We start from the raw sequence: 25915 nt of genomic DNA, 5'->3' as shown, positions 1-25915 counted from the left end.
GTACGCCCGGCATGGGTGTGACGCTATAGGGTGAAAGTCCCGAACGGGGGCTGGCGAGCGCCTACCGTTAGCTGAAGGCAAGGGTGTCCGCTGTGAGGCGGAATCCGAAGGAAGCTGGAGGCAAACACTCGACCTGAGGTACACGAACCCAATCGGAGGCCGTCACAGTCGGACGAGTCTGCGAAACAAGACGAAGTCCCAAGCCGCCAAGGGCTGTGGAGGTATATTGGGCAGGTGCATGAGTGGAAAGTGTCCGCCCTTATCCGGGGAGGCCTGTACGGAACGCCTTCTGACGATGGTAACCAGAACCGAAAGGTTCTATTGAACGTACAGGAGTCAGCAGAGGCCATAGTACTGGAGTAAGGGACGCCTGAAACAGGAAGGGCCGAACGTCAACTCAGGGGTGAATCAGACTCTTTCGAGATGCTGTGCGTGGAAGCAGAATTCCCCTTAGGAACTTGACTGAGGAAAGATGGGTGAAGCCCGGAGGTCCTCAGTCAAAGGGCTGAGCACAGCCCGGCAAGACCTGAATCTCATCCCGCGGAAGGAGAAGAACTGAAATGGCTCTGTTGGAACGCATCTTAGCGAGAGACAACCTCATCACGGCGCTCAAACGGGTCGAAGCCAACCGGGGAGCGCCGGGAATCGACGGAGTATCGACTGATCAACTCCGTGATTATATCCGGACGCACTGGAGCTCGATTCGAGCCCAACTCTTGGAGGGAACCTATCGGCCGACGCCTGTCCGCAGGGTCGAAATCCCGAAACCCAACGGCGGCATACGGCTGTTAGGAATTCCCACCGTGATGGACCGGTTGATCCAACAGGCCATCCTCCAGGAACTGACGCCGATCTTTGACCCGGACTTCTCTCCCTACAGCTTCGGATTCCGTCCTGGCCGCAGCGCCCATGACGCCGTTCGGCAAGCGCAACGATACATCCGGGAAGGATACCGGTATGTCGTGGACATCGACCTGGAAAAGTTCTTTGATCGGGTCAACCACGATATCCTGATGAGCCGGGTTGCCCGGAAAGTCAAAGATAAACGCGTGCTGAAATTGATCCGCGCGTACCTGCAAGCCGGCGTCATGATCGGAGGGGTGAAGGTGCAGACGGAGGAAGGGACGCCGCAAGGCGGGCCGCTCAGTCCTCTGCTTGCGAACATCCTTCTCGATGATCTGGACAAGGAATTGGAGAAACGGGGACTGAAATTCTGCCGTTATGCAGACGACTGCAATATCTACGTAAAAAGTCTACGGGCAGGATTACGGGTGAAACAAGGCATCCAACGGTTCTTAGAGAAGAAGCTCAAACTCAAGGTCAATGAGGAGAAAAGCGCCGTGGACCGTCCGTGGAAGCGTACGTTTCTTGGATTCAGCTTTACACCGGAACGGGAAGCACGCATTCGCCTCGCTCCCAAGTCGATTCAACGCTTTAAACAGCGCATTCGACAATCAACTAATCCCAACTGGAGTCTCCCAATGGAAGAACGCATTCGTCGCGTGAATCAATACACCATGGGATGGATGGGGTATTTCCAACTCATCGAAACCCCATCCATTCTCAGGAACATGGAGGGATGGGTGCGTCGACGGCTTCGACTGTGCCTATGGCTCCAATGGAAACGGGTGAGAACGAGAATGCGCGAATTGAGGGCACTGGGGCTGAACGAGAGAACGGTTTTGGAGATTGCGAATACCCGAAAAGGGGCATGGCGGACAACAAAAACTCCTCAACTGCACCAAGCACTGGGAAAGTCCTACTGGAAGGCCCAAGGTCTCAAAAGTTTGACGCAACGATACTTCGAACTCCGTCAAGGTTGACGAACCGCCTAGTGCGGACCCGCATGCTAGGTGGTGTGAGGGGACGGGGGTTAGCCGCCCCCTCCTACTCGATTGTCCGTTCCTCGGGCGGGCCTTGCGTTTCTGCCCGCTTCGGTCCGGTCAGGTTTACGGCTGGCGGTGGCTTTCCAGAGAAAGGGGATACGTTTTCAGCGGGTTTTGGATGACTTCTCCTGCCAGCCGTCCAAGTTTTCGCCAGGATTTCGTTTCAGTGGCGGGCATCGGGGCGGAAAATGGGGAGGCGGTCAAAGGCAGAGTAAGGGGGCGGCTTTTTTTCGAATGCGAAAAATGCCCGGATCCGTGCGGCCATTGACATTGAGAATGATTTTCATTATTATATTATTAACCTGCCAACTTCAGGAAACAGAAAGGCGGAACCCGAAGTGGAAACGAAGTTTCGCGAGCAGTTTGCCGCGTTGCTGGAAAAATATACGGAATTGCTGCTGGGGAAAGCGGATGAGGAACTGCAGGAAAAGGTTAGATTTTGGATTTTGTACCAGCATATTTCCAAATCGATGCCGAATTTGGCCCGCCATTGGAATGCCCTTTATCCGGAGGCGAAGGCGGAACTGCGGAACCTCATCCTGGAGATTAAGCAAATGAACGAAGATCACCGGAAAAGAACCCACGGCAAAAAGGACGGGGAATAGGTTTCGCCCTTTTTTGCCCATTCCTCGGATAAAGGCGGCCCGGGAAAACGGGAGGTGAATTTTGCCCGGCACTCCCGTCCGTTTCCCCGGCCGCCGTCCCATTCCCATGAATGCCGGAAAAAGCGGGGCGGAAGAAAAGCTCTTCCTGCCCCGCTTTTTATATCGCCGTTAAACGGATTAAACGGGAAAAACATGATGAGTATCAAAAACGGTTGATGAGCAGGCCTGGGAAGAATGGGACGAGATTCTTTCACAGGCTATCCAATCCCGGAGGAGGGTTCGAGTGAAATATTATCGAAACCGACGGTATGAAATATCGGCCGGGGTTATGCGCCGGGCCGACCCGATAGCCCGCACCATTGAGCTGGAAACGGAAGGGAAAACCGTTTTGTTAGATCTGAAAAAAATCGCGGGGATAGAATGCGAATGGAAATAGCACGGCCGGAGCCGTGCCTTTTCTGTTATTTAACCGGGACGTATTTGAAGGGAGCTTCGGCTTGAATGATGTACCCCTTCGCAAGAAATGTTACATATTCCGGAACGCCTAAATCATGAACGGTGGTTACGATAGTATTTACGACGACATCGCCGTTCTCGTCATAAACAAAGAAGTTGCTGCCACGACCAACCGGCAATATTTTATACCGGCCTTCGGGAATATCTGTCCCCACAACAAAATGGCCAGCCGGCAAATTAATTGGTTTAGTCTTTGCCTCCTCGATTTTGCCGGTCAGTTGATTCAATTCTTTCTTTGCGTCGTTTATTTGACTCTTCAACCCATCCAATTCGCTTTTAGCGGAGGCGACTTCGGTAGTGAGCTTATCTTTATTATTTGCTAGCTCCTGCAACTTATCGTATTCTTCTTTGTTCGCCTCTAATTCCTGCTTAATTCTTTCTAATTCATCATTTACACCGGATAACTCCTTTTCTTTTTTCTTGATCTCTTCAACAAGTTGATCATAATTTACTTTTTTTCCATCGATTTTTACGCCCGCGACATAATGGCCCGCCATCTCACCAAGGGCAAAAGCCAAAATAACAAGGATGGAGAACCAGAACCAGTGGTTTTTATAAAAAGGCTTCTTTTCTTCTTCCATTAATTGATCCTCTCCTAATTTACAAAATTTCTCAATTCTATGATACCGAACGACAGGAAATACTGGAAGTGATTTCAAAAAAATAATACCCCCATGGGGTAGCGCCATTTCTTTGTGTAAAATTTGTGTAAAATGATTTGAAAAACATTTCAAATTAATTCCTACCCCAAAAAATGGAAAACGCCGCAGAAACGTTGAAAGATCAACATTTCTGCGGCGCTTGCCGGATGCTCGCTCCGGCAGATTCCTTAGTCATTACGTCCCGGGCGAGAATCGAACTCACGACCTACAGCTTAGGAGGCTGTCGCTCTATCCTACTGAGCTACCGGGACATTCCACTATTATTATACGTGTATAAAAAAAACTTTCAAGTCTTATTCAGGGAATTTCTGAAGAAATCTGTAATGATCCGCACCGGTTTTTATTCGTTCCCGCCGGATATTTTTTTTGAAAAAATATCGTCGAAGGCCACCTCCGCCAGTGTGGCCAGAAGGGCAAGGACCGTTTGGACGGCAAAGGTGAGCTGGATATTGTCCATGAAGCTGTCGGCCAAATAAACCGCGAGGCCGTTCCATTGGAAATAAAAGAGAAAGAGCAAGACGGCCATTTGGGTTTTATGCAGGGGCAAGTATTCCATTGCAAATTTTCCCCCGTACTTCAACAGATCAAAGATGGTATCGAAAAAGAGGAACCAAAGGACGAACCAAAGGACGTCCCCGTTGTCGCAGCGGACGCCGAAGAGAAAAAATAGCCCCTTCACCGCAAGAAAAAAGAAAAGGAACAGGCCTCCCAGCGCAAGGAGGATGGCCAGGCCGATCAGCGAAAAAATCATCACTTTTTCATGAACCGGAACGTTTTTCAAGGAATCTTTCTTTTTCATCCGTTTCGCACCCTGCGTTTCTCATGGGCGGAACATGCCCGTATAAGTCAAGTATAAAAAAAATCGGCCCATGTGAAAACCATCAATTAAACTGTCCGACTTGAGCGATAATACAGAAAATAGGGAAATGAGGAATGAGACGAATCGTTTCCGTACGGCGGGGAAAAGATGGGAAGGGATTGATCTTCCGGAAAGCGCGCCTTTCCTCCATAAAACAGCAGCGACGCACGCCGGTCGTCCGGAATGAAAATCTTCTGACAAGATGATTGACAATCCGGCGGATATCCCCTATACTAACAATTGACTATAAACTTACATAAAGTAAGTAACTTTTAGGAGGTATATATATGGGAAAAAGTAAATGGGTATTGGACACTGCGCACAGCCAAGTGGATTTTTCGGTAAAGCACATGATGATTTCGCGGGTTAACGGGACGTTCCAACGTTTTTCCGCGAATATCGAAGCGGACCCCAACGATTTAACGACGGCAGACATCGAGTTTTCCGTGGAAGTGGACAGCATCGATACGAGAAATACCGACCGGGACAACCATCTGAAATCCGCCGATTTCTTCAATGCGGAACAATATCCTAATATCACCTTCAAAGCGACGGAAATTACCAGAAAGGACGATTCCAGCTATCATGTCACGGGGGATTTGACGATCCGCGGCGTGACCCGCAAGGAAACCTTCGTTGCGGAATTTGAAGGCCTGGCCAAAGATCCGCTGAGCGGCAACGAAAAGGCGGGATTCACGGTCACCGGCACCATTAACCGGAAGGATTACGGCCTGGTATGGAACGTGGCTTTGGAAACCGGCGGTGTGCTCGTGGGCGAAGAAGTGAAAATCACCGTGCACATTGAAGCCGCAAGGGCAGAATAAGCGGAAGCAAAACCGCACCCGGCGTCCGATGGACGGTCCAGGGTGCGGTTTTTTCTTTGATGATCGAAGGGCGGTGCTCAAGACAGGGGCTGCGCAGCAGAGATCCGGAAAATAATCCCGTTTGCAAGGGGGAAACGGCTTTTTCTCCTCCGATTTTCAAATTTTTTTGCTCATGGAAATGGATACGGCCAAACGGTCCCGGCGGTTCTTAGGCGCATGCCGGATGAACCGGGGCGGAGGGGCGGCCCGGTCCGCAACGGCCGTATGCAGCGGCAGGCCGATTTTAACTGAATGAAACCGATTGCAAAACGGCTTGTAAAATCCAACCGCGCTTTCCGGTCTAAGCGGCGGGAAAAAGGCCCGATCGCTTCCATCGCCGATGCCGGCGGGGTTGCGGATCTTTCCCGGATCCCTTCCCGGATTTTTTCGGGCTTCCCCGGAAGCCGCCCGGTTTTTTCCCAAAGGAACCGGAAGCCTCCGTCACGCCGCGGAACGGATTCCGCCCTTCCCATATCCTGGGCCCTTTGGTCCTGCTTGTTCAAATCTCCGGACCGTCTTCCGGTTTTGGTTGCCATCTCCGCCGCACATCCCCGGATAAGGGGGCGGACGATCCGTGTTTCCGCCTCTGCCGCATTTCCGGCAAAACCTTTGGCGGCCGGGCAGGCCTCCGGTCTTGGGCATCCCGGGAACGCATCCGGACGCAGCCGTCTGAAACGGCGTCCGTGTTTTCCGGCGGAATTCGCCGGCCGCCTTCCGTTTCCGCGGTGCGCACCACCCCAAAAGCAAGGGGACGCCGGCTCCCTTCGGGCACCCAGGAGGGACGCAACGGAACGGGCGGAAGGGGTTTATGCCCGTCCGCCTTCTCCCGACAGGTGGTCTTTTTCCCCAGTGAAGGCGAAACCGAAGGGACCAGGGAGGCAACCCGGCACCGGACCCGCCGCCGTATCCGGTTTTGGCGGAAACCGACGGTTTATCCGGTATTTTCAGCGTTTGCTGACAGGCTGCGGATCGACCTCCATATATTTTTCGGCCCATTTTTGGATCTCTTCCATGATCGGCCGAAAGGCTTTCCCTTTTTCCGTAAGGGAATATTCCACCCGGACGGGCACCTCCGGAAAGACTTTCCGGGAGACGATTCCTTCATGTTCCAGTTCCTTCAGCCGTTCCGACAAAAGCCGCCCGCTGATCGGGATGGCGTTTTCTATTTCACAAAAACGCTGCGGGCCCTTCAGCAGTTGGAAGATGATGAGACCCGTCCAGCGTTTGCTGATCATTTCCAGCGTTTTTTCCATCTTCGGGCAAAGCGAGCTTTTCATAATTCCACCTCCAACCCTGAAACTCCCGTCCACCCCTCGTTATAAAAATTATACCTTCTTACCAATAGTAAGTAAATGGATCGGCTTTACATTTTCTTGTTGGCCGGGAACGGCCGTTCGTTTCCCTTGATATCCGGGGGAAGGGGAGGGAGCGGGATCTGCTAACCCCGAAAAGCGAACGCGAAATCTGCCGGAAAGGCTGCGCGCTTGCGGCCGCGGGGATGGCGGAAAAAGCGGCCGCCGTTCGGTCACGATGATTTCCGGCGAAGAATGGACGGAAACTTCGACGAAAACCCGGCGGCGCAACCCTTTTGCCCGGCACGCCCTTCATTTTGCATCTTCCCTTTCGGTCCGGATTATTCTATAATGGATGTGAAAATTGAATCGACGTTTCCACAGGGGGAGCTGTTTTCGGCTGAGAGTGAACTTTTTTAAGTTCAGACCCTTCGTACCTGATCTAGGTAATGCTAGCGCAGGGATTGTGGAAAGCGAACGGCGGGTTTATCAGGGATAAGCCGTGCCTTTTTCAGCTTTCTCCTATGGAACGTTCAAAAAAATCATAGGAGGTTTTTTTATGCGAAAAAAACTGAGTTTGCAGGCGCTGATTGAAACGGCGATCATGGCGGGGCTCGCCTACGTGCTGGATATTCTCCCGTCCGTCAATCCCACTCCGAACATTTCCATTTCTTTCGCAATGGTACCGATCTTTCTTCTCGCCTTTCGTTGGGGGATAACCGCGGGGTTTGCCGGCGGATTTTTGTGGGGCCTGCTTCAGGTGATCACGGGAGACGCTTATATTTTAACGCCTCTGCAAGGGTTCATCGAATATTTTGTCGCCTTTTCCTGCATCGGCTTTGCCGGGGTTTTGAAAGGGGCCGTCCAAAAAAGTTTCCGGGAAGGAAACTGGAAAGGGCGGGCGTGGCTTTTGTTCGCGGCCGTATTTATCGGAAGTTTTGCCCGTTATTTTTGGCATTTCATCGCCGGATTCATCTTTTGGGCGGAAGCCAGTTCCACGCTGTGGGGAGCGATCGCCTATTCCTTCGTCATCAACGGGATGACCATGCTCGGATCGGCCTTGTTCTGCTATATCGTCCTGATCCTGGTTTTAGGCACTGCGCCCCGCCTTTTGACCCAATCGGTGAAATGAAGGGTGCCCGAAACATCGGGCACCCTTTTTGGTTTGGCGTACATTCGTTATATCGCTTGTTCGTTCATCTCGAGGATCTTGTATACCGCCTTGCTGAACCCGTGGTTGTCGTTTGTGTCCGTGACGTAATGGCAGATTTTTTTGATATCCTCCGGCGCGTTTCCCATGGCGACGGAAAAGCCCGCCCGTTCCAACATGGAGACGTCGTTGTAGTTGTCCCCGATGGCCATCGTCTCCTTTAATGACCAGCCTTTTAAGGCGACGAATGTTTCCAGGGCGATCCCTTTTTGGGCCCGGATATCGGTGATCTCCAAATTGTTGTGCCATGAGGAGCTGATGGCGATTCCGCCGATCCTTTGCAGTTCCTCTCTTGCCCGTTCCAGTTTTTCCTCGTTTAAAGAAAAGGCGATGATTTTATAGATTTCGTAGGAGGGATCGGAAAAGATGGGCCCGTAGTCCCCGACGAATTTTATTTTTCCTTTGGCGAAACGGGTGATGACTCCCTCCATCACCTTCTTGAACGAGGGGAAATTGCCGATTTTGGAAAGGATGTCGGCCACCGTGGCCACCGCATGTTCGTATTCGGTGGAAAGCTGCCCTTTGTTCGTATACATCTCGTAATAGATTTGATATTTTTCGAGGATCGGATGGACGCTCCGGACGATTGCCGGATCGAGGGGAATGGAAGAAAGGATCTCCCCGTCAAAGGTGCGGATTTGGGCGCCGTTCATGCAGATCAGGAAACATTCCAGCCCGGCTTCCGTCAACGGAAAACGGGCGCCTTCATAGGACCTCCCCGTACAAACGATGACTTCGACGCCCCTTTTCCTGGCCGTCCGGATCGCCTCCGCGTTCTCTTTGCTGATGGTTTGATCCATATTCAAAAGGGTGCCGTCCATGTCCGTCGCAATGCATTTGATCAATTTTCTCACACCTTTTTCTTTTTCTTGAAGCGGAACCGTTCCTTCCCCATTATAACGGTTTTCCCGGAACGAAAAAAGGCGCAAAAAACCGGGTAACGGGGAAAAATCCCCGTCACCGGAGGGAATTATTCAATTCATGCCAGTAGATCGAAAGGGTCAACAGGCCTTTGTCGAAGTTTTCCAGATGGAAGTGCTCATTCGGGGAGTGGACGTTTTCCGAAGGCAGTCCAAAGCCCATCAGGACGACGGGAAGGTTCAGCAGTTTATGGAAGGTGGCGACGATGGGAATGGATCCGCCGCTTCTCGTGAAGGTGACCGGCACCTTATAAACCTTTTCATAAGCCCTGGCCGCCGCTTGAATGGCGGGATGGTCCAGCGGCGTTACGAACGGTTCCCCCTTGTCGAAACGGGTCACTTGGTATGTGACGCCCTTCGGCAAATGTTTTTCGATATGTTTTTCAATTAATTGCAGGATTTCTTCCGGATCCTGGTCGGGCACGAGGCGGCATGTGATTTTTGCGGTGGCCTTCGCCGGCAGGACGGTCTTGATCCCTTCGTCCTGGAATCCGCTGAACATGCCGTTGACTTCCAATGTCGGGCGGACCGACGTTCTTTCTACGTAGGTATACCCTTCTTCGCCGTAAAGTTCGGGCACACCCAGCTCTTTGCGGATCTCTTCCTCATCCAAGTCTAGGGCGGCCAGCGCCTTTCTTTCCGCCTCGGAAATTTCAGCCACCCGATCGTAGAAGCCTTCCACCGCCACCCTTCCCTTTTCGTCGTGGAAGGATGCGATCAGCTCCGCCAGGGCGTGGGCCGGATTTTGCACGCCGCCGCCGTATTGGCCCGAGTGCAGATCCTTCTTGGGCCCAGTCAAATCGATTTGCAAACCGGCCAGTCCCCTCAATCCGTAGCAGATGCTCGGCCGTCCTTCGGCGATCATGTCCGTGTCGGATATCACCAGGCAGTCCGCGGCAAGAAGCTGTTGATGTTCCTCGACAAATTCGGGCAGATGGGGGCTGCCGATTTCCTCTTCCCCCTCGATGATCAGCTTGACATTGACCGGAAGCTTGCCCTCCGTCTTGAGCAGGGCTTCCAGCGTCTTGATATGCATGAAGACTTGGCCCTTGTCGTCAGAGGAGCCCCGGGCGTAAATTTTTTCATCCCGGATGACGGGCTCAAAAGGTGGCGTTTCCCATAAATCGAGGGGGTCGACCGGCTGCACGTCGTAATGGCCGTAAATGAGGACGGTGGGAGCCCCTTCCGCATGGAGCCAATCGGCATACACGACGGGATGGCCTTTCGTCGGAAACACCCGGACGTTTTCCAGGCCGATCGATTGGCATTGATCCGCCAGCCACTCGGCGCATTTTTGCACGTCTTCTTTATGTACCGACAGGGAGCTGATGCTCGGAATCGATAAAAATTCCTTCAGCTGCCGGAGATGCTCATCCCTGTTTTTCCTGAAGTATTCTTGAACGTTTTCCATCCTGAAGACCTCCGTTTTTTCCTTAATATTTTAGTTTGATTTTACGACAATCGGGCGGATTTTTCCAGAAATATTTCCAGTTCCGAAATTTTTCGGGCCGGCTGATTTGAATCAGACCGCCGCCAATGTATGACATCCATATGAATATTCTGAAAAACTTATTTACAGATGCCGAAACTTGTCCTACAATTACTTCTAGGAATTTCGGCTTATTTAGGAGGAAAATAATGAATATTCGACCAAAGACGATTTTTTTCATCGTCACTGCGGCGATGTTTTTTGTCATGATGGCCGGTTTTCTGGCATCGAGGAACGCGAATGAGGAAACGGCCAAAGAAAGGCCGACCCATGCGGCGAAAGTGAAAGAAGTTCAGGTTTCGGCGAAACTTCCCGACGAAGCGGAAGCCAATCCGGATGCGAAGGAAAAAGGGAAGGGGAAAATTTACAGGATAGGCGACCAGCAAAATTTGAACGGGTTGACGGTGAAACTTTTGCGGGTGCGGGAGATCATCGTCGGGCATATCAAAGCGAGCCGGGGCAAATTTATCGGGCTCGAATTTGAAATTGCCAATCATGGCGACCGGGAGGTCAAAATCACCCCGCTGCCGCTGTTGACGCTCCTCGCTGACAATGAAAAGCAGGATCTCGCGTTGATAGAAACGAAGGGGGATATCAGCCGTCTGTTGAAACCCGGGGAAAAAATGACCGGTGAGGTCGCCTTCGACAGCGCCGTTTCCGACCATTACATCGTGGACTTCAAAAATCCGTTGAATGAAAACATCTCTGCGGTTTGGATGTTTACGGAAAAGGACATCAAAAAATAAGGGGATGCGGGTTCATGCAAGCCGCAGCGGAGGGTTTTTTGCTTGATTTGCCGCTTTCCCGAACCGCCCGCTTGAGCCGGTGAACCGTTTAAGATAAAAGGAAGGATGGCTTGCGGATCCGGAAGGCGCAAGACAAGGGCGGGAGGATTCGTCTTTTTCCGGCGCATGGAAGGCGGCGCGGAACCGAAGGCGTTTTCGCCGAGGTTTTGCCCGGATTCAGGGAAAACGGGCAGGCGAACCGTTTGGTTTCATCCTTCCAGGGCCTATGTTTTTCCGCCGCGGGAAGCAGGCATTTTTTCGAGAAATTTTTTTAAAACAATGATTGATCTTTTTGATTTATTATGTTAATATAATCACTGTTGAATGACGGGGCATTAGCTTAGCTGGTAGAGCAGCTGACTCTTAATCAGAAGGTCGCAGGTTCGAATCCTGCATGCCCCATACGCATAGGCAGCGCTCCCGGTAAAACGGGAGCGTTGCTTTTTCTTTAAATGATAAGTTTTATTTTTAAATGATAAGTTTTATTTATAAAAAACGATAACGTTCTTTTCATTTACTTATATATAAAAATATATTAAGATAAACAATGGAGAAAAAAACCTGTCGAAACCGTCGCCGTTCGACAGGGGGAAGAGCAAAGGGGGAGTCTTTTTGGCAGAACAAAATTTGTATAACGCGAGACAAACCTTTGAATTAAATGGGAAACGGTATCATTATTACCGGTTAAAAGCCATCGAAGAAGCGGGGGTCGCGAAGATCGGCCGTTTGCCGTATTCGATCAAGGTCCTCCTGGAATCGGTATTGCGGCAGGTGGATGGGAAAGTCATTACGAAGGAACATGTGGATACCTTGGCGAAGTGGGGGACGCCGGAGGCATCCGAGGGGGAAGTCCCGTTCAAGCCTTCCCGGGTCATTTTGCAGGATTTTACCGGAGTGCCGGCGATTGTTGACCTGGCTTCCCTGCGCAAGGCGATGGCCGACATGGGCGGAGATCCGGAACTCATCAACCCGGAAATTCCGGTGGATCTGGTCATCGACCACTCGGTCCAAGTGGATAAATACGGCACGCCCGATGCCTTAAAGGTCAATATGGAGCTGGAATTCGAACGGAACAAGGAACGGTACCAATTTTTGAACTGGGCGCAAAAAGCGTTCAAAAATTACCGGGCGGTACCGCCGGCCACCGGGATCGTCCACCAGGTCAACCTGGAATATTTGGCCAGCGTCGTGCATGTCAAAGAATTGGAGAACGGGGAATATGAAGCCTATCCGGATACGTTGGTGGGGACCGATTCCCACACGACGATGATCAACGGCCTCGGCGTGCTCGGCTGGGGCGTGGGCGGCATCGAAGCGGAAGCCGGGATGCTCGGTCAGCCGTCCTATTTCCCGATTCCGGAAGTGATCGGGGTGAAATTGACCGGCGAATTGCCCAACGGGGCGACGGCGACCGATTTGGCGTTAAGGGTGACGCAGATGCTCCGGCAAAAGGGAGTCGTCGGCAAGTTCGTCGAATTCTTCGGGCCCGGCGTTTCCAAGCTGCCGTTGGCCGACCGGGCGACGATCGCCAACATGGCGCCCGAATACGGGGCAACCTGCGGATTTTTCCCGGTCGATAAAGAATCGCTGGATTATTTGCGCTTGACCGGCCGCAGCGAAGAACATATCCAACTGGTCGAAACTTATCTGAAATTGAATGACATGTTCTTTACGCCCGATAAGGAAGATCCCGTCTATACGGAAGTATTGGAATTGGATCTTTCGACCGTCGAACCGAATTTGTCCGGACCGAAACGGCCGCAGGATCTGATTCCCCTTTCCAAGATGAAGGAATCGTTCCAGAAGGCCATTTCCGCGCCCGCGGGGAATCAAGGTTTCGGCTTGGATCCGGACGAATTGAAGAAAGAGGTGACCGTGGAACTTTCCGACGGGTCAAAGACGGTCATGAAAACCGGTGCCGTCGTGATCGCCGCGATCACCAGCTGCACGAACACGTCGAATCCTTACGTGATGCTGGGGGCGGGGCTCCTTGCCAAAAAAGCCGTGGAAAAAGGGCTCACCGTCCCGAAATACGTCAAGACCTCCCTGGCGCCGGGATCGAAGGTCGTTACCGGATATTTGCGGGATTCCGGCCTGTATCCCTATTTGGAAAAACTCGGGTTCAGCCTCGTCGGTTACGGCTGCACGACCTGCATCGGCAACTCCGGGCCGTTGAAAGAGGAGTTTGAAAAGGCGATCACCGAAAACGACCTGCTGGTCGCGTCCGTCCTTTCCGGCAACCGGAACTTTGAGGGCCGGATCCATCCTTTGGTCAGGGCCAACTATTTGGCTTCTCCGCCGCTGGTCGTCGCCTATGCCTTGGCCGGCACCGTCAATATCGACTTGACGAAGGAACCGATCGGCAAAGACAAGGACGGAAACGACGTCTATTTGGACGATATTTGGCCTTCCGCCGATGAAATCAAAGAATATGTGCAAAAGACCGTCACACCGGAATTGTTCCGGAAGGAATACGAACGGGTATTCGACGGCAACGAACGCTGGAATCAGATCGAAACCGGCGATGAGCCGCTGTACCAATGGGACGAAAATTCCACCTACATTCAAAACCCGCCTTTCTTCACGGATATTTCGCCCCATCCGGAAGAAATTAAGCCGTTGACCGGATTGCGGGTAATCGCCAAGTTCGGCGACTCGGTGACCACGGACCATATCTCGCCGGCGGGGGCCATCGGCAGAAATACGCCGGCCGGCAAATATTTGCTGGAAAAAGGGGTCAGCGTCCGGGATTTCAACTCCTACGGATCCCGCCGCGGCAACCACGAAGTCATGATGCGGGGAACTTTCGCCAACATCCGGATCCGCAACCAGATCGCTCCGGGCACCGAAGGGGGCTATACCACCTATTGGCCGACCGGCGAAGTGATGCCGATCTACGACGCCTGCATGAAATATAAGGAAAACAATACGGGACTGGTCGTCATCGCCGGCCACGATTACGGCATGGGCTCATCCCGCGACTGGGCGGCGAAGGGAACGAATTTGCTCGGGATCAAGGCGGTCATCGCCCAAAGCTTCGAACGGATCCACCGTTCCAACCTGGTCTTGATGGGCGTTTTGCCGCTGCAATTTAAACCCGGCGAAAATGCGCAAACCTTGGGTCTAACGGGAGAAGAAGTTTTTGACATCCACATCGACGAAAACGTGAAACCCCGTCAGATCATAAAAGTCGTTGCCCACGGGAAAGACGGGGAGAAAAAAGAATTCGAAGTGCTGGTCCGGTTCGACTCGGAAGTGGAAGTGGACTATTACCGGCACGGCGGCATCCTGCAAATGGTCTTGCGGGAAAAATTGGCGAAGACGTCGGCATAAGCAGCGAATCCGGGCAAAAGGGGATGTTCCATGGGACATCCCCTTTATTTTTTCGGAAAAAGGTTTTGGGCGGAAAGGATGGGAATAGCCGGAACCGGCCGCCCGGTTTCGCCGCCTTATCCGTCGATTGGGTCGGTTATTCCATATTCTTCCCTTTTTCGGGCCCTTCGTTCCCCTTTCGTCTTTTTTGTAACCGCCGGAACCAATCCGCGGACAAAGGAAAACCTTTTTCCCTTCGCCCTTTTCTCTTTCCGGCGGATCGGGCAGGGCTTGTTCCGCCCGGGTTCCGGATCGCACGCACCGGACAGAGGATATTCCGTGAATCTTAACGGAAAGGAAAATTTTCAAAAATTTGTCATAATTGAAACGGAATTTGGAAATAATAGATGCTATAATGAAACCGAAGGAGTGATGGTGCGATGAGGAAGTTGAAAAGGCTTTCTTTCACGGAATTGGTTCAGGCAAACAAAACGGAAATCCTGAAAAACCAAAAAGAACTGGAAAAGATTGAAAAAATGATCGAAAATAAGATGTTGCGAAAATCCAATTGATTTCACATATTTCCCCCCTCCCCGGGATGAAGGACGGGGAGGGGCCGTTACCGTTATCCGGCTTGCTTCCGAACAAGCCGGACGCTTTCCAAAGCTGGATTTGCAGGCAGGATTTTCACCCGAAAGCCGCCGGGCCGGCATCCCTTTTGGCCCGGCGGCTTTTCTGTTTCAACGTGCGGTGAAATCCGATGGATTATTCCTCCCCTCCGGGTGAAGACCAGCCTTCATATTTCTTCCCGTTTTGGACATAGTAAGAATGACATCTTATCAGCGAAGGAGGGTCATTATGGAAAACCGGCCGAAACCGGATGATCGTTCGGACAATGTGGAAAAATTGCAGGAAATGGTCCAAAATACGTTGGAGAACATCGAAAGGGCCGAAGAGTCGGCAGATACGGCCAACCCCGAACAAAAACGGGCCATCGAAGAGAAAAATGAACGGCGGCGGGAAAGCATCCGGGGAATGCGGGAAGAAATCAAAGATGAATACCGAAACGCCCACGAGGAATAAACGGGAAGTGTGGGGACGCCCCTTCCGGCAGCCGGCGGTTCATGCGCCGCATCCGGAAGGGGTTTTTCATGCCGGAAAAGCGCCCGAATGGGTGGCGGCGGAAGGCCGTCCTGCCGGAGCCGGTCGGATTGGCAGACGGGTTTTCCGCTGTCCGGGAATCGTTGCGGAGCAAAATGTCTCAAGATCGGATATAAAAGGCGGACTTTTCGGACCGGTTTTGCAAAAGGACAGGTCTTGGCATCGGGCCTCTGCGCTGCCGATGGAAAAAGTCAGGAAAACCCGGGCGCGGAACAATCGCTATCAAGCCGGAAACATGAACGGCGGGCAACCGGTGTGATACAATGGAGACGGGCTTTGCGGCCATCGACAAGACAGAACAAAGGGCAAAGAAGGTGTCTCCTGTGGCGTTTGGAATCACCCGGAAACAATTGGAAGAATGGAAAAGGAAAATCGATGAGGGCCAAATCGCCTTCATCACCCATTTTTGGTACGACGAGCGGTTTCCCCGGGCGAAAACGGTGACGAAAGTGGGCTGCAAAGATCTGGACAAATTGGCGGAGTGGGGGAAAAAGTACGGATTGAAGAGGGAATGGATCCACCGGCGGAAGGACGGCTATTCCCATTTTGATTTGATCGGGGACTTGGAGAAGAAAGTCCTGGAAAAGGAAGGGATCGATCCCGGGGCCGTCCTGTTCCGCAAACTTTCAACAACGGAAAAGGAAAAATAAGCATTCCTTTAACGGCAAAAAAAGAAACGGGGAAGGGTCCGGGCCATCCCGTTTTTTCAGGCCGGATGAATGCCGGTCCGCATTCCAAAAAGCGGAAACGGACCGGCCGACCGGCCCGTTTGAGACGGGGCGCACTTGCCGCGGAACTTGGATCGGGCCCCTTTCCCGCACCGGAAACTCTGCTTCAAGGATGGATCCATTGAAACATATGTTGCAGAATTTCTTCCTGTTTATGCCTTGCGTCCGGCAAGCCGAACCTTCCCGCATCCTTCAGCGGGACGATGCGGTACCGGTGAAGATGTTGATTGGAAACGTAGGTGGGAAAGAATTCCGGAGAATGCAATTCGATTTTCGTCCCGCCCCCATCGACGGTTTTTGTCACTTGAATCTTCACGATCCCCCCGATGTCCTTGTAATCCCACATCTGTCCGGAAAGAAAATTCCCCAGGGAGTAGGCGACAAAGACCTTTCTTCCTTTCGTTTCGATCCATTCGAAAGGCTGGAGGACGTGGGGGTGATGGCCGAAAATGATATCCGCTCCGCTTTCGGCCAATTCCCGGGCGATCTTTTTTTGTTCCTCCGACGGAAAACGCTGATATTCGTTTCCCCAATGCAGGCTCATGACAACAACGTCCGCTCTTTCCCGCGCCCGTTTGATTTCCCGCTTCATCGCCTCCAAATCGATCAAATTGACCAAATAGGGTTTCCCTTCCGGCACGGGGATGCCGTTCGTTCCGTAGGTGTAGGCCAGAAATGCGAAGGATATGCCGTTCGCCGACAAAATCCGCAAGGTTTGCCGGTCGCTTTCGCTTTTAAAATGGCCGACGTAGGGAAGGCCGGCCCTTTCATAATAGGCGATGGCATTCAAGATCGCCCGTTCGCCCCGGTCGAGGGTGTGGTTGTTGGCGGTGGAGACGATGTCGACGCCGCTGCCGATCAGCGCATCGCCGACTTCCTGCGGGCTGTTGAAGGTGGGGTAGCTGGAAAGCCCCAGCTCCACGCCGCCGAGAACCGTTTCCTGATTGGCCAGCAGCAGATCCGCATTTCGCATCTCGTCCTTGACATATTGAAACATCGGTTTAAAGTCATAGCCGCTTCCGGTAAATGCGTCTTCATAAAGCCAGTCGTGGATCAGGATATCTCCGACAGCCCCGATTTTCGCGGTCTGTTTCCATGATTTGAAAACCGATTCCGTTGTCATGATTCCCGTATTGCCGCGAAATTTGAGGCCGGAGGCGGACGCCGGCAGAGCCTTATGGCGGATCGACAGGACCGTCGTCAGGGACAGGGCCGCCATGCAAAGAAGGACGGCCAGAAAGATTGCCAATTTTTTCATGGAAAATCTCCTTCATACTGATTTTCAGGAAAGGGTGCCATTATCTCCATTGTAATATATGGGATGCCAGGAGAATAGAAGAAATTGCATCCTTCGGCAAAATCCGCCAAAAGGGGATGCCGGCGTTCCGAGGGCCCATTGCCGTGCGCTGATATTCAAAAATAGAAATTATACGCATATCATATTCTTAATTAGAAATATTATGTTAAAAAAATTTTCTTCCGGGGAAAGTCTACTGGGCGATTTCGAACAATTTGGAAAAGATCCGCTGGTACTCCATCCGGTTGTTCATGACGAGCATGATCATGCAGAGGGCCGTCCGCTCCAGCTGTTTTTTCAAAAGATGGGGAGGAGTGGCGGAGGTGATCTTCGTTCCGTTCCGGAAGGTGACGACGGATCCGTAAGCTTTCGTATTATTTGCAATATGGAGGATATTATTGGCGAAAAACCACTCGCATTCCGGCGAAGTAATCGATGCGGAGGGATAGGCGAAAATATATTTTTCAGGCGAGATGGGGATGGGGGTCTTAAAGGGATAGTCGAACTGTTCGATGACGGCCGTTCTCCGCCCGGAAAGCGAACTTCCGTAAATGATGCAGGCTTCTTCGATGAGCCTGATCGGCTTTTTTTCCACCAGGAAGATCCCGTCTTCATCGAAAACGACGGAAAAATTTTTCTCGAAGGCCCAAGGCTTGATGGCATACGTTTTCGTCCGGATATGGTAGCCGTTATCTTTGGTCACATCTTTTGAAACCGCGTAATCCATGTTCATCCCCCTTTTTATTATCGTTTAATAATAAAATTTTCTACTATTTAATATATTACCATAATTCTGTTATATCAAGACGATTTTATAAAATTATGTAAATAATTACATTTTATGGAATGAACAGACGTTCTTGTCGAAAAAGAAGATATCCTGTCTTTTCCTACCGGTTTCCGGCCGAAGGACGGGGAGAAATGCCGAAGGGTCCGCGGAAAACAGGGGTCGCGGATGGAGATCGGTTCTGCCGGAAGAAACGAGGGCCCGGGCCGTGTCCGCCCGCGAAACTAGCGGGCCTTCCGCCGCCGGCCGTCGTTTGGATGACAAAAATAAAAACGGATCCGGAAAAACTCGGATCCGTTTCAAAGGGCGCATGGGGATCTTCCCGGGGTTTTCCCTCCGGAGGAGGAAGATCCCGGCCGCCCTTTTATTTTTTTTGCGGGGATTTTTTATGCCTGTTTTCTTTTCCGCCCGGCGCTTGGTTATCGGCTTTTTTTCCGATCCCGTAGGCGGCCTCCAACTTCGGCTGGTAATAAAGCTTTGTGAAATAGGTCTGGATGATCAGGAACAGACCGCTGACCACCCAATAGAGGGCGAGGGCCGAAGAGGTGGTAAGGGATGCGACAAAGATCATGGCCGGCGACAGGAACCCGACCATTTTCATTTGCGCCTGCTGTTCGGCCGGGATATTAAACAAGGAAACTTGGAACTGGATATAATAGGCGATGGCCGCGATCACCGCCAAAATCGTATCCGGCTTCCCCAGATTGAACCAAAGGAAGGAATGGGTGTAAATTTCCGGGGACAGGCGGATGGCGTAATAAAGCCCCGTCCAGATCGGAATTTGCAAAAGCATCGGAAGGCATCCCATCGAGAAGGGATTAAAATTGTGCTTTTGGTACAACTGGATCATTTCTTGCTGGAGCTTCGCCTGTTCTTCCTTTGTTTTCGCCGCTTTCAGCCGCTTTTGGATCGCCTCCATTTCCGGACGGATGATCTCCATCTTTTGTTTCATGATCTGCTGCTTTTTCGTCGTATGGAGGACCAGCGGCAGCAAGGCAAAACGGACGATGAGGGTGATGGCGATGATGGCCAGGCCGTAATTGCTGTTGAAAAAGGTCCCCAGGGCTTTGATCATCATGATGAACGGGGCCACGAAATAATCATGGAAAAAGGCGCCTTCCGTTTCGGCGCTTTTACAGCCGGAAAGTGCCATTGCGGCAAGGATCAGGACAATGGTGAGCGTTCTTTTTTTCACAACTATTCCTCCTCATCTTATTCGTATGGAAGATGCGCAAGGATGAAGAAGAATAGTTCCTTCCTCCGAATCTTCTTTCGCATAGACCCTTCGGCGGACGGTTTTATGGATCCGGCGGATGAACAGGGAATTCATATCCGTCCGGTCCGTTTGCAACTGCTTCCTTTCGAAAATGCGGAATTTTTCCACCGCCCCGCATTCCTGCTCCGGCGCGTGGAGGATCCAATGGCAGGAGAGCAGGAAGATGTAATGGAGAACCAGGCTTACGCAGAAAGAGTAGAGGAAAAATTCCTGCCAATGTTCCATGAACAGCTCCATCATGGAAAAAGACTCCTTTGACTCAAAGTGATTCAATTTTAATTTTTTTTTCCCCATCCGTCAAGAATCTTTCGCTTCAGGGGCTTCCCGATGAGAGAAAACAAGTTTTGGTCAAGGCCAAATCTTTGTGAAACTTTCGCGGCCCGTCCCTGGGACTCGGGCTTGCCCAAAGAACCGTTTCGCGCCGCCATTTACACGGTTTCTTGGACTTCATCCAAGTTTTTCTTCTAAAAGTTTTGCAGCTCTCATATGAATACTATAAACGAAATTTGGCAGGGGATAAAGAGGATGTGGAAAGGAATCTCGTATCGGTCGCTGCTTGTTTTTATCGTGGCCTCGATCTTTGCGCAAGTTTTGTTGAACCGTTCCAGCCTGTTTTTCGGCTCCTTTTTTCAAGAGCCGGGAAAAGGGGCGGTCGAAACGGAAAATTTAATGAGAATCGTGGCGTCGGAAAATCTATATTTTTACCCGTCTCTCTTGGAAGAAAATCAATTTTTGTTTTCCAATGCGTTAAAATTGGCGGTCAACATTAACCTGAAGGATGTCCGCAGCTTCATCTTCCACGAAATTCCCGGTCTGTATGCGATGAGTTCGGAAATCGTCGTCGCCGGAGACGGGACGGACTTTACGAATTTGCCGATCGAATCGGGACCCCCTTTGGAAGAATTGCTGAGGGAGAGGGAGGTGGCCGAGGAAAGCCTGGATCAAGTGGATGAAGGGAAGGAAAACGGGGACGGTCGGGAAGAAAAGAAACAGCCGGAGAAATATACGGTATTTATTTTCCATACCCACAGCCGGGAATCCTTCATCCCCCATCTGAAGAACTCCAAGGACGCCCAATCGGCCCAGCATAAGGAAGTCAACATCACATTGGTCGGCAAGCGTTTCGGGGAGAAGCTGAACGAAAAAGGGATCGGCGCCATGGTGGACACGACCGACATCCCGACCCTTTTGCAAAAGAAGCATTGGGAGTACTGGCAATCCTACGACGCTTCCCGGGGGATCGTCCAGGAGGCGATGGCCAAAAACAAGGAGCTTGCCTATTTCTTTGACATTCACCGGGACAGCGCGAAACGGAACGCAACGACAACGAAGATCAACGGGAAGACCTATGCGAAAATCTTTTTTGTCCTCGGGCAGGGCAATCCCCATTACAAGGAAAATGAAGAATTTGCCGTGAAGCTTAATGACATGATTAAGAAAAAATACCCGAGCCTGACGCGGGGGATCGTGAGAAAACCGAAGACCGCGGGCACAAACGGGGTCTATAACCAGGATTTGGCCTCCCATGCGCTGGTCATCGAAATCGGGGGGATTGAAAACACCTTGGATGAAATGTATAACACCGCCGATGTCCTGGCGGATATTTTCGCCGAATATTATTGGCAAGACGCGGTGGAAACGAGCGGCTGAGGGGAGAGAAAAGGATTCCTTACGGGCGGGGATGGCCGTCGCATCCCGCAGGAGAAATCCTAAGATTTGGCCTCATGGATCCGGCGGGCAAGAATCCGTTCCTTCCGGGTCGGGACGTTTCCGCCGGCGAAAAAATCCCTTCAAGCCGCGGATGATCCTGCGGCCCGAAGGGATGAATTTTAAGGAAAACCTGGGGTTTTCATCGATCCCATGCCCGGTGACCGGTTTACAGCCACTTAATTTTCGGCTCCGTCTTCTTTTTGATCCGCTCGATATTGGCCCGGTGGCGGTAAATGATCAGCGCGGCCAAGAAAAAGACGATCACGATCAATGGCCAGTCTTTCGTAAACAAGGTCAAAATCATCGCCACGACGGAGGTAACCATCGAAGAGAGGGAGACGTATTTGGAAAAATACAAAGTGATGAAGAAGGTAAGAACGAGCAGAAAAAAGATCAGCGGCTGGTAAAACAGCATGATGCCGCCGGAAGTCGCCACCGCCTTGCCTCCCCGGAATCCGGCGAAAAGCGGGTAAGTATGCCCCAGCACGGCGAACAGACCGACAAAAAGCGGATGCATGTCCACATGAAAGATGGCGGGAAGCGCCGCGGAAAGGGTCCCTTTCAAAATATCGGCGAAGGTGACGACGAGCCCGGCCTTCACCCCGAGGACGCGAAAGGTATTCGTTGCCCCCAAATTCCCGCTGCCGTGTTCCCGGATATCGGTTTTGTAAAAAACCTTCCCGATGATCAGGCCGGAAGGAATCGAGCCCAACAGGTAGGCGATGATCGGCAAAATTCCATACATCATAACGGATCCCCTTCAGTTTTTTTATGGCAATAGCCCCATTGCCCCTTTTTCAAAGTTAATAATACTTTGTGAAAGGGGCATTTTCCTTTATGTACAAAAAAATTTCTGTTCATTTTAGGAAAGATCAACCGATATAGAAAAAAGAACGGGACGGGATCTTGCGGCTGACCGGCCGGAAAGCGCCAAAAGCCTGAAAACCGTAAGGGATGCTTTTTCAGTTCCGGCTTTCCGGGGTGAGCCCATTTTCATTTTAATCAAATCGCGGGGAAAGTGTAAACGGGGAACCGGTGCCGTTTTGGAAAATAAAAAATAGTCGAAACCGATTTTCGACTAATGCTATAATAAATAATAATTCTTTCGGAACTATTCGTCCTGCATGTCTTTGCTGAAGGACAATCCGTCAAGGAAGCCGAGCTTGTAGATTTTAACGTCATACTCGTCCATCATCGCAAGCAGCGATTTTCGGACATCCTCGGCCAGATATTTTTTGTTTTCGGGAAGGTGTCTCTCGATTTCTTCCAAGTCCCGGAGGGCTTGGGAAAAATGGGGGGAATCCTTGCCGTTCTTTTGAAATTTAATGCGAACAGATTCAATCCTTTCGAGGGCTGCCGCCTGAAAATGTTTGTCAAAGGCCGGATTATGCATGGGAAATCCACCTTTATTATTCTTATATTGAATATTTATTAAAAACATATTTTTATTTAGAATAATATATATTTATTTTTTTGTAAATACAGGAAAAAAAGTTGCAGATTGACAAACCAATAAGGGAGTTGAATCGTGAAAATGGTGACGGAAGCCCAAATTGGCGAGCTCATGCGGGAAATCCGCAAGGAAAAGGGATTTACGTCGATCGAAATTGCCAACCGTTTGAACATTTCCCAGCCGAAACTGTCCAGGATTGAAACCGGCACCCAACCGGTAACCATATCCCTTTTGAGCCGATTTTGCGATTTGTGCGGAATTTCCCTTTCCGAATTTTTTCGCATCCTGGAGGACAAAATCTCTTTTCAGACCCATATTAAAGAAAACGCCAGGGACTATTGCGGAGAAATTCCGTCCATTTACCGGCTGTTTACCGATTTGACCCGGGAGGAAAAGGAAGCGATCATCGTTCTCATTCAAGCCTTCAAAAAAAGCGGATGAATCCCCCGTGCCGAAACGGACCGGAATGGCGGACGGCTTTCCCGTCTCCCCCTTTCCTTGGTAAAATTCAATTGACAGGAGGTTGAGAAAAATGATCGAAAATCCCCCATTGGAAGAGATCGCAAAGATTTTAAGGCGGGCGAAACGGATCGCCGTCGTCGGATTGAGCGACAAACCGGACCGGACATCCTACCAGATCGCGAAAGAAATGCAGAACCTCGGCTATGAGATCATTCCCGTCAATCCGATGATCGATGAGGCGTTGGGCGTAAAAGCCGTCTCCTCCTTGAAGGAGATCGAAGGCCACGTGGATATCGTCAATATCTTCCGTCGCAGCGAATACTTGATGGAGATCGCAAAGGAATTCGTGGAAATCGATGCGGATGTCTTCTGGGCCCAACAGGGAATCGCCGATGAAGAAACCTATCGTTTTCTGAAAGAACGGGGAGTCACGGTGATCATGGACCGGTGCATCAAAGTGATGCACAGCCTGACAAAAAATATGCCCTTAACCGGAGAATAGTTTTTCCGTATAATAGGGGAGAAACGCGGAAAAGGTGATACAATCGGAGTTGTTTCACCTTTTCTTTATATGCGGAAAACGGGGGAATCCTTTTCACCCGTTGCGAAAACAAGTATGATGGATAATAGATGCCTGTCGCAAGCGAAAGATTTTGAAAGGGGAATTCGATTTGTCTGTCAGTCGCCCAATGGAATACAATGAAGATTCCATACAGATATTGGAAGGATTGGATGCGGTCCGCAAGCGGCCGGGCATGTACATCGGCAGCACCGACGCCAGGGGATTGCATCATCTCGTGTACGAAATCGTGGACAATGCGGTCGACGAAGCCCTGGCCGGCTACGGAGACCATATCATCGTCAAGATCCACCCCGACCAAAGCGTTTCGGTGACCGATTTCGGTCGGGGGATTCCGACCGGGATGCACCAGTCGGGAAGGCCGACGCCGGAGGTCATTTTCACCGTTTTGCATGCCGGAGGAAAATTCGGGCAGGGGGGCTACAAAACGAGCGGGGGATTGCATGGGGTGGGCGCCTCCGTCGTCAACGCCCTTTCCGAGTTTTTAACCGTCACCATCAAGCGGGACGGCTGGGTATACCGCCAAAGCTTTGCCGACGGCGGGAAGCCGGTGACCCCCCTGGAAAAAATCGGGCGGGCGAAGGAGACGGGAACTACGGTCCATTTTAAGCCGGATCCGAAAATTTTTTCCGTTACGTCGTTCCAATACGATCTTTTGAGCGAACGGCTCCAGGAGTCCGCTTTTCTAGTCAAGGGCCTGAAAATCGAGCTGATCGACGAACGGACGGGAAGGCGCGACGTCTTCCGGTACGAAAACGGAATCGAGGCCTTCGTCCAATTTTTAAACGAGGACAAGGATGTCCTCCACCCGGTGGTCAGCTTTTCCGGAAAGCAAAGCGAGATCGAAGTGGATTTTGCCTTTCAATATCATGACGGGTTTTCCGAAAACATCCTTTCCTTTGTCAACAGCGTCCGCACCAAGGACGGAGGGACCCACGAAGCGGGGGCGAAAGCCGCTTTCACCCGTGTGTTCAACGACTATGCCAGAAAAAACGGCCTTCTGAAGGAAAAGGATAAAAACCTGGAAGGGTCCGACGTGCGGGAAGGGCTGTCGGCCATCGTTTCGGTGAAGATTCCCGAACATTTGCTGCAATTTGAAGGGCAGACGAAGGGGAAACTCGGCACAAGCGAAGCCCGTTCCGCCGTGGAGTCGATCGTTTCGGAAAAACTGACCTATTTTTTGCAGGAAAATCCGGAGATCGGCGCGCAGCTCGTCGGCAAGGCCATCAAAGCCGCCCAGGCGCGGGAAGCGGCACGGAAGGCCCGCGAGGAAGCGAGAAGCGGAAAAAAGAAAAGACGGGGAGATACCCTGTTATCGGGAAAACTGACGCCGGCCCAGTCGAAAAACCCGCAAAGAAACGAATTGTTTCTCGTGGAAGGGGATTCGGCGGGCGGTTCAGCCAAGCAGGGCAGGGACCGCCGGTTCCAGGCCGTCCTGCCTTTGCGGGGCAAGGTGATCAATACGGAAAAGGCGAAGCTTTCAGATATTTTCAAGAACGAGGAGATCAATACGATCATTCATACGATCGGAGCCGGCGTCGGCCCGGATTTCCGGCTGGAGGAAGCCAATTACGACAAAGTGATCATCATGACCGACGCGGATACGGACGGCGCCCATATCCAAGTCCTTTTGCTCACCTTCTTTTACCGCTACATGAAACCGTTGGTGGAAGCCGGGAAGGTGTATATCGCCCTCCCGCCCCTGTACAAAATTTCCAAGGGGAGCGGCAAGAAGGAGATCGTCAAATATGCCTGGACCGATGAGGAACTGAAGGAGATCACGAAAACTTTCGGCAAAGGCTACCACATCCAGCGGTATAAAGGTCTCGGAGAAATGAATCCCGACCAATTGTGGGAAACGACGATGAACCCGGAAACGCGGACGCTGATCCGGGTGCGGATTGAAGATGCGGCCCGGGCGGAGCGGAGGATCACCACCTTGATGGGGGATAAGGTGGAGCCGCGGCGGAAATGGATTGAGACCCATGTCGACTTCGGCCTGGAAGATGATGCGAATTTGTTGGCGAACGCAAACATCTTAAAGGCGAACGAGGAGGAATAA

24 protein-coding genes, 2 tRNA genes, 1 pseudogene and 1 riboswitch are annotated in these 25915 nt (G+C 51.5%); of the genes and pseudogenes, 15 read left to right on the top strand and 12 right to left on the bottom strand.

Going from position 1 to position 25915, the window contains the following annotated elements:
• The first annotated feature begins 560 nt into the window (after window positions 1–560).
• The 3 genes and pseudogenes from ltrA to A3EQ_RS22085 all read left to right on the top strand — a co-directional run.
• The gene (gene ltrA, locus A3EQ_RS0106335; RefSeq protein WP_020154220.1) at window positions 561–1823 is read left to right on the top strand and encodes a group II intron reverse transcriptase/maturase; all 1263 of its coding nucleotides are present in this window, start codon (window positions 561–563) and stop codon (window positions 1821–1823) included.
• Window positions 1824–2224: 401 nt separating this feature from the next.
• On the top strand, window positions 2225–2491 hold the full coding sequence (locus A3EQ_RS0106325) for a DUF2573 family protein (RefSeq protein ID WP_020154342.1): 267 nt from the start codon (window positions 2225–2227) through the stop codon (window positions 2489–2491).
• Between the two features lie 220 nt (window positions 2492–2711).
• Window positions 2712–2927 (top strand): annotated as a pseudogene (locus A3EQ_RS22085) (YolD-like family protein); the annotation flags it as partial.
• A gap of 25 nt (window positions 2928–2952) precedes the next feature.
• On the opposite strand, the gene A3EQ_RS21680 reads toward A3EQ_RS22085, so the two are convergent.
• From A3EQ_RS21680 to A3EQ_RS0106300, 3 genes are all read right to left on the bottom strand, one after another.
• A complete protein-coding gene (locus A3EQ_RS21680) occupies window positions 2953–3588 on the bottom strand; it encodes a coiled-coil domain-containing protein (protein WP_020154339.1) in 636 nt (211 codons plus the stop codon).
• Between the two features lie 258 nt (window positions 3589–3846).
• Window positions 3847–3920 (bottom strand) — tRNA-Arg (locus A3EQ_RS0106305).
• Window positions 3921–4009: 89 nt separating this feature from the next.
• On the bottom strand, window positions 4010–4468 hold the full coding sequence (locus A3EQ_RS0106300) for a YrvL family regulatory protein (RefSeq protein ID WP_020154338.1): 459 nt from the start codon (window positions 4466–4468) through the stop codon (window positions 4010–4012).
• A 347-nt stretch (window positions 4469–4815) separates the two neighbouring features.
• Here A3EQ_RS0106300 and A3EQ_RS0106295 point away from each other — a divergent pair, with 347 nt between their 5' ends.
• Window positions 4816–5352, top strand: coding sequence for a YceI family protein (locus A3EQ_RS0106295; RefSeq protein ID WP_020154337.1), 537 nt, complete (start codon window positions 4816–4818; stop codon window positions 5350–5352).
• Window positions 5353–6335: 983 nt separating this feature from the next.
• On the opposite strand, the gene A3EQ_RS0106280 is transcribed toward A3EQ_RS0106295, so the two are convergent.
• Complete coding sequence (locus tag A3EQ_RS0106280; RefSeq protein ID WP_020154334.1) at window positions 6336–6668, bottom strand: winged helix-turn-helix transcriptional regulator; 333 nt, start codon at window positions 6666–6668, stop codon at window positions 6336–6338.
• A gap of 388 nt (window positions 6669–7056) precedes the next feature.
• Window positions 7057–7165, top strand: a riboswitch (TPP riboswitch).
• A 77-nt stretch (window positions 7166–7242) separates the two neighbouring features.
• Between A3EQ_RS0106280 and thiT the strand changes: the two genes are divergently transcribed.
• Complete coding sequence (gene thiT, locus A3EQ_RS0106270) at window positions 7243–7815, top strand: energy-coupled thiamine transporter ThiT (protein ID WP_020154332.1); 573 nt, start codon at window positions 7243–7245, stop codon at window positions 7813–7815.
• A 47-nt stretch (window positions 7816–7862) separates the two neighbouring features.
• Here thiT and A3EQ_RS0106265 read toward each other — a convergent pair whose 3' ends face one another.
• Window positions 7863–8747 carry a Cof-type HAD-IIB family hydrolase gene (locus tag A3EQ_RS0106265; RefSeq protein ID WP_020154331.1) on the bottom strand — a complete coding sequence of 295 codons (885 nt, stop codon included), beginning with the start codon at window positions 8745–8747 and terminating at the stop codon, window positions 7863–7865.
• A gap of 103 nt (window positions 8748–8850) precedes the next feature.
• Complete coding sequence (locus A3EQ_RS0106260; protein ID WP_020154329.1) at window positions 8851–10224, bottom strand: dipeptidase; 1374 nt, start codon at window positions 10222–10224, stop codon at window positions 8851–8853.
• 227 nt (window positions 10225–10451) lie between these two features.
• Between A3EQ_RS0106260 and A3EQ_RS20720 the strand changes: the two genes are divergently transcribed.
• The 6 genes from A3EQ_RS20720 (at window position 10452) to A3EQ_RS0106205 (ending at window position 16210) form a co-directional block, all read left to right on the top strand.
• A complete protein-coding gene (locus A3EQ_RS20720; protein ID WP_020154328.1) occupies window positions 10452–11048 on the top strand; it encodes a hypothetical protein in 597 nt (198 codons plus the stop codon).
• A gap of 368 nt (window positions 11049–11416) precedes the next feature.
• Window positions 11417–11489 (top strand) — tRNA-Lys (locus A3EQ_RS0106240).
• 210 nt (window positions 11490–11699) lie between these two features.
• Complete coding sequence (gene acnA / locus A3EQ_RS0106235) at window positions 11700–14420, top strand: aconitate hydratase AcnA (RefSeq protein WP_020154326.1); 2721 nt, start codon at window positions 11700–11702, stop codon at window positions 14418–14420.
• A 419-nt stretch (window positions 14421–14839) separates the two neighbouring features.
• The gene (locus A3EQ_RS22080; RefSeq protein ID WP_020154324.1) at window positions 14840–14971 is read left to right on the top strand and encodes an FbpB family small basic protein; all 132 of its coding nucleotides are present in this window, start codon (window positions 14840–14842) and stop codon (window positions 14969–14971) included.
• Window positions 14972–15254: 283 nt separating this feature from the next.
• Window positions 15255–15482, top strand: a complete 228-nt coding sequence (gene tlp / locus A3EQ_RS0106215; RefSeq protein WP_120665626.1) for a small acid-soluble spore protein Tlp — start codon at window positions 15255–15257, stop codon at window positions 15480–15482.
• Window positions 15483–15883: 401 nt separating this feature from the next.
• Window positions 15884–16210 (top strand): hypothetical protein, encoded by a 327-nt coding sequence (locus A3EQ_RS0106205; protein ID WP_020154320.1) that lies wholly within the window; start codon window positions 15884–15886, stop codon window positions 16208–16210.
• A gap of 184 nt (window positions 16211–16394) precedes the next feature.
• Here the strand turns inward: A3EQ_RS0106205 and A3EQ_RS0106195 are convergent, their stop codons facing one another.
• The 4 genes from A3EQ_RS0106195 to A3EQ_RS0106175 all read right to left on the bottom strand — a co-directional run bounded on the left by A3EQ_RS0106195 (window position 16395) and on the right by A3EQ_RS0106175 (window position 19888).
• On the bottom strand, window positions 16395–17546 hold the full coding sequence (locus A3EQ_RS0106195; RefSeq protein WP_020154318.1) for a CapA family protein: 1152 nt from the start codon (window positions 17544–17546) through the stop codon (window positions 16395–16397).
• Window positions 17547–17778: 232 nt separating this feature from the next.
• Window positions 17779–18312 (bottom strand): competence protein ComK, encoded by a 534-nt coding sequence (locus A3EQ_RS0106190; protein ID WP_020154317.1) that lies wholly within the window; start codon window positions 18310–18312, stop codon window positions 17779–17781.
• 424 nt (window positions 18313–18736) lie between these two features.
• Window positions 18737–19567 (bottom strand): membrane protein insertase YidC, encoded by an 831-nt coding sequence (yidC, locus tag A3EQ_RS20715; protein WP_020154315.1) that lies wholly within the window; start codon window positions 19565–19567, stop codon window positions 18737–18739.
• Window positions 19568–19579: 12 nt separating this feature from the next.
• Entirely contained in the window at window positions 19580–19888 is a 309-nt protein-coding gene (locus A3EQ_RS0106175) for a hypothetical protein (RefSeq protein WP_154652826.1), read from the bottom strand.
• Window positions 19889–20173: 285 nt separating this feature from the next.
• On the opposite strand from A3EQ_RS0106175, the gene spoIIP reads away from it, so the two are divergent.
• Complete coding sequence (spoIIP, locus tag A3EQ_RS0106165; RefSeq protein WP_020154312.1) at window positions 20174–21298, top strand: stage II sporulation protein P; 1125 nt, start codon at window positions 20174–20176, stop codon at window positions 21296–21298.
• A 226-nt stretch (window positions 21299–21524) separates the two neighbouring features.
• On the opposite strand, the gene plsY is transcribed toward spoIIP, so the two are convergent.
• A complete protein-coding gene (gene plsY / locus A3EQ_RS0106155; RefSeq protein WP_020154310.1) occupies window positions 21525–22106 on the bottom strand; it encodes a glycerol-3-phosphate 1-O-acyltransferase PlsY in 582 nt (193 codons plus the stop codon).
• Window positions 22107–22469: 363 nt separating this feature from the next.
• Entirely contained in the window at window positions 22470–22751 is a 282-nt protein-coding gene (locus A3EQ_RS0106150; RefSeq protein WP_020154309.1) for a hypothetical protein, read from the bottom strand.
• A gap of 141 nt (window positions 22752–22892) precedes the next feature.
• On the opposite strand from A3EQ_RS0106150, the gene A3EQ_RS20710 reads away from it, so the two are divergent.
• From A3EQ_RS20710 to parE, 3 genes are all read left to right on the top strand, one after another.
• Window positions 22893–23252 carry a helix-turn-helix domain-containing protein gene (locus tag A3EQ_RS20710; protein ID WP_244874563.1) on the top strand — a complete coding sequence of 120 codons (360 nt, stop codon included), beginning with the start codon at window positions 22893–22895 and terminating at the stop codon, window positions 23250–23252.
• A 91-nt stretch (window positions 23253–23343) separates the two neighbouring features.
• Window positions 23344–23775: a CoA-binding protein gene (locus A3EQ_RS0106140; protein ID WP_020154307.1), complete on the top strand. Its 432-nt coding sequence runs from the start codon at window positions 23344–23346 to the stop codon at window positions 23773–23775.
• A 187-nt stretch (window positions 23776–23962) separates the two neighbouring features.
• Window positions 23963–25915 carry a DNA topoisomerase IV subunit B gene (parE, locus tag A3EQ_RS0106135; RefSeq protein ID WP_020154306.1) on the top strand — a complete coding sequence of 651 codons (1953 nt, stop codon included), beginning with the start codon at window positions 23963–23965 and terminating at the stop codon, window positions 25913–25915.

It is taken from the genome of Caldibacillus debilis DSM 16016 (genome assembly GCF_000383875.1).
Classification (GTDB): domain Bacteria; phylum Bacillota; class Bacilli; order Bacillales; family Caldibacillaceae; genus Caldibacillus; species Caldibacillus debilis.
This window is presented reverse-complemented; position numbering and strand designations above follow the sequence as displayed.